Here is a 4,430-nt window from a genome sequence, read left to right as displayed (position 1 = left end):
CAGCACCCCGGCCAACGCCTGGTGCCAGCAGGGCTACCGGTGGAACCTCGACTACGCCGTCGACACCCACGGCAACGCCACCACCTACTGGTACACCCAGGAGACCAACTACTACGGCCGCAACATGAAGCCGGAGCTGGGCACGCAGTACGTGCGCGGTGCGTACCTCTCCCGGATCGACTACGGCTACCTGAAGAACGAGCTGTTCACCAAGGCCCCCGCGGCCCGGGTGGTGTTCGACGTGGCCGAGCGGTGCCTGCCCAGCGGCACCGTGACGTGCGCGGCCGCCGAGCTGAAGAAGGAGACCGCCGCCCACTGGCCGGACGTGCCGTTCGACCAGATCTGCGACTCGGGCGTGAAGTGCACCGACCGCCTGGCGCCGACCTTCTTCACCCGCAAGCGGCTGACCAAGGTCACCACCCAGCTCGGCAACGGAGCCGGCCAGTACACCCCCGTCGACTCCTGGACCCTGACGCACCAGTTCCCCGCCTCGGGCGACGGCATGAGCCCCGCCCTGTGGCTGGCCTCGATCCAGCAGACCGGTCACGTGGGCGGCACCCTCACGCTGCCCGCGGTGAAGTTCACCGGCGTGCAGCTCCCGAACCGGGTGGACGCGCTCGAGGGCCGTGCTCCGCTGGTCAAGTGGCGGGTGCAGGCGATCGGCAACGAGTCGGGCGGCGAGCTGCGGATCGCCTACTCGGCGGCCGACTGCAAGCCGGGCGACGTTCCCGCGGTGGACAAGAACAGCAGGCGCTGCTTCCCGCAGCGCTGGGCCCCGCCGGACGAGGCCGAGGTCACCGACTGGTTCCACAAGTACGTGGTCACGCAGACCGTCGAGGTGGACCGCGTCGCGGGCTCGCCCAACGTGGTCTCCGACTACGAGTACCTGGACGGCGCCGCCTGGCACTACGCCGAGAACATCCTGGTCAAGCCCGAGCACCGCACGTGGTCGGACTACCGGGGATTCGGCAGGGTACGCGTCCGCGAGGGCGACGGCCAGGACGGCAAGCGCACGCTGACGGAGTTCCGGTTCTTCCGCGGCATGCACGGCGACAAGCTGGCCGACGGCTCCAAGCGCAGCGTGCAGGTGGCGGACTCCGAGGGCGTCAAGCTCGACGACCTCGACCAGTACGCCGGGTTGGAGCGCGAGGAGGTCCTCTACGACGGTGACGGCGGGGCGCTCCTGACCGCGACCGCGCAGGCACCGTGGTCGGTCAAGACGGCCGAGTCCACGCAGGGCGGCGTCACCAAGGCCGCGCACGTGGTCGAGGCGAAGTCGATGGTGACCCGCACGGCCCTGGCCAACGGCACGTGGCGGCGCACCGGCGAGGAGCGCGCGTACGACGCCAAGGGCCTGCTCCTCCAGGTCCACGAGCAGAACGACCTGGCCAGCGCCGACGACGATGAGTGCACCCGCTACACCTACGCCCGCAACGACACGTCCTGGATGCTCGACTACCCCAGCAGGGTCCAGACGGTCTCCGCGGGCTGCGGCACCGGGGTCGCCGCGCTGGCCGCCGAGGAGACGATCTCGGACGAGAAGATCCAGTACGACGGGCAGGCGAACGGCCAGCCGCCCACCACGGGCAACGTCACCTCGGTCCAGGAGCTCGTCTCGGCCGACGGCCAGACGATCACCGGCAGCTCCCACACCTACGACGTCTACGGCCGGGAGACCAGCGAGACCGACCCGCTCGGCACCAAGTCCGTCACCGCCTACAGCCCGACCGCGGGCGCCCCGGCGACGGAGACCACGGAGACCAACCAGCTCGGCCACGCCGAGCGCACCCTGATCAACCCGGCCTGGGGCGAGCCGGTCGCCGAGATCGACGCCAACAACCGCCGCGTCGACATGGAGTACGACGCGCTCGGCCGGCTGACCAAGGTCTGGCAGGCCGATCGCAGCAAGGCGGACGGGCAGTCGCCCAGCACCGAGTACTCCTACACGGTGCGCACCGACGGCCCCAGCGTCGTCACCACGAAGACGCTCAACGCCGACGGCACCTACACCAGCAGCCACGAGCTGTTCGACGGCCTGATGCGCGAGCGCCAGACCCAGGAACCCGCGCCCAGGGACGACCAGACGACGGATCCCGCGCTGCGTGACGGGCGCACGATCACCGACACCTTCCACAACTCGCTGGGTGAGGAGTACAAGGCCAACACCGGCTACTTCGCCACCGGTACGCCGTCCACCAGCTTGCTCGCGGTGGCCGACGCCGACGTGCCCAACCAGGTCGTCACGTTGTTCGACGGCACGGGTGAGGTCAGCGCCGAGGTACTCAAGGTGAAGGGCGCGGAGAAGTACCGGGTGTCGGCCAAGGAGGAGGGCGACCGGCTCCACGTCACACAGCCGCAGGGCGGCACCGCGACGACCCGGATCGCCGACGCGCAGGACCGGCTGCTCGAGCTGCGCCAGTACAAGGGCTCGACCCCGACCGGCGAGTACGACTCCACCAAGTACACCTACGACGAGGCCGGGCGCCTGTCCACGGTGACCGACCCCGCGGGGAACGTGTGGCGGCACCACTACGACCTGCGCGGCCGGGAGGTCAAGACCGAGGACCCGGACAAGGGCGTCACCACGACGACGTACAACGACGCCGACGAGGTGGTCACGACCACCGACTCGCGCGGCAAGACGTTGTGGTACGGCTACGACACCCTCGGCCGCAAGACGGAAATGCGCGAAGGCTCGGCGACCGGGCCGCTGCTGGCCGAGTGGAAGTACGACGCCCTGGCCAAGGGCGAGCTCAACGCCAGCATCCGGTACATCGGCGGGCAGGCGTACAAGGCCGAGATCAACGCGATCGACGCCGACTACCGCACGCTGCGCCAGACGGTCACCATCCCCGAGCGGGAGGGCAAGCTGGCCGGCTCCTACCAGCTCAACACCCGCTACACGCTCGACGACCAGGTCCAGTCGGTCAGCTTCCCCGCCGCGGGCGGCCTGGCCGAGGAGCAGGTCGTCTACAGCTACGACGGGCTCAGCCAGCCGACCAAGGTCACCGGCCTGTCGGCGTACGTGAGCGCGGCCCGCTACTCCAAGATGGGCGAGACCCTCCAGTACGAGCTGGGTGAGGGCACCAAGAAGACCTGGCTCACCTACACCCACGACGAGGGCACCCGCAGGCTGACCAGCATGCGGCTGGACCGGGCCGGTGCCGCCGCCAGCGATCTGGACCTCAACTACTCCTACGACGCGGTCGGCAACATCACCAAGATCGCCGACAAGGTCGGCCAGGACACGCAGTGCTTCACGTACGACTATCTGCGCCGGCTGACCTCGGCCTGGACCGCGACCGACGACTGTGCCGCGGGCACTCCGCAGTCGGACAAGATCGGCGGCGTGGCGCCGTACGCGGTCAGCTACGCCTACGACAAGACGGGCAACCGGACCAAGGAGACCAAGCACGCCTTCGGCAGCGCGGGTGAGCAGGTCCGCAACTACACCTACCCGGCGCAGGGCGGCAAGCAGCCGCACGCCCTGCAGACCGTCGGCGCCGACCTCTTCGAGTACGACGCCGCCGGCAACACCACCAGGCGCAAGGTCGGCACCTCCGACCAGAGCCTCGTCTGGGACGCGGAAGGCAACCTGGCGTCGGTGACCGAGGCAGGCAAGACGACCTCGTACGTCTACGACGCCGACGGCGACCGCCTCATCCGCAAGACGCCCACCGATACCACCCTCTTCATCGACGACATGGAGCTGCGCCTCGACCACGCCAAAGACGTCGTCGAGCAGTCCCGCTACTACACCATCGGCGGCGAGGCCATCGCGGTCCGCACGCCGGACAACCAGGTCTCCTTCATGGCCAACGACCACCAGGGCACCGCGCAGGCCGTGGTGAACGCCACCACCGGGGACCTGGCCATCCGCAGGCAGACCCCGTTCGGAGAGGATCGCGGGGCACCACCGTCCTGGTGGCCGGGGCAACGCGGGTTCGTCGGCGGCACCGAGGACGCGAGCACCGCGCTCGTCCACCTCGGCGCCCGCGAGTACGACCCCAAGCTCGGCCGCTTCCTCTCGGTCGACCCGATCATCGACGAAGGCGATCCGCAGCAGCTCAACGCCTACGCCTACGCCAACAACAGCCCCATCACCATGAGCGACCCCGACGGGCAGATCTTCTGGGTGGTCGTCGGCATCGCGGCCAGGATCGCGGCACGCCAGATCGCCAAGAAGCTGGCCCAGGCCGCTGCCAGGCGTGCGGCGCGGGCCGCCGCCAGGCGTGCGGCGCTGGCCGCTGCCAGGCGCAGGGCTGCGGAAGCGGCCAGAAGGCGGGCCCTGGAAGCGGCCAGGCGCAGGGCCGCTGCGGAGGCCAGGAGGAAGGCCGCGGAAGCGGCGAGGAAGAGGGCCGCGGAGGCGGCCAGGAAGAGGGCTGCGCAAGCAGCGAGGAAGAAGGCCGCGCTGGCCATGCAGCGGGCGG

General features: G+C 70.0%; 1 protein-coding gene. It reads left to right on the top strand.

Annotated elements, in window-relative coordinates:
- Positions 1-4,430: RHS repeat domain-containing protein (locus ABD844_RS41805; RefSeq protein WP_344891488.1), on the top strand; the 4,430-nt coding region annotated here is incomplete at both ends.

The organism is Nonomuraea antimicrobica, from assembly GCF_039536965.1.
In the GTDB taxonomy this organism is placed as follows: Bacteria; Actinomycetota; Actinomycetes; order Streptosporangiales; family Streptosporangiaceae; genus Nonomuraea; species Nonomuraea antimicrobica.
This window is presented reverse-complemented; position numbering and strand designations above follow the sequence as displayed.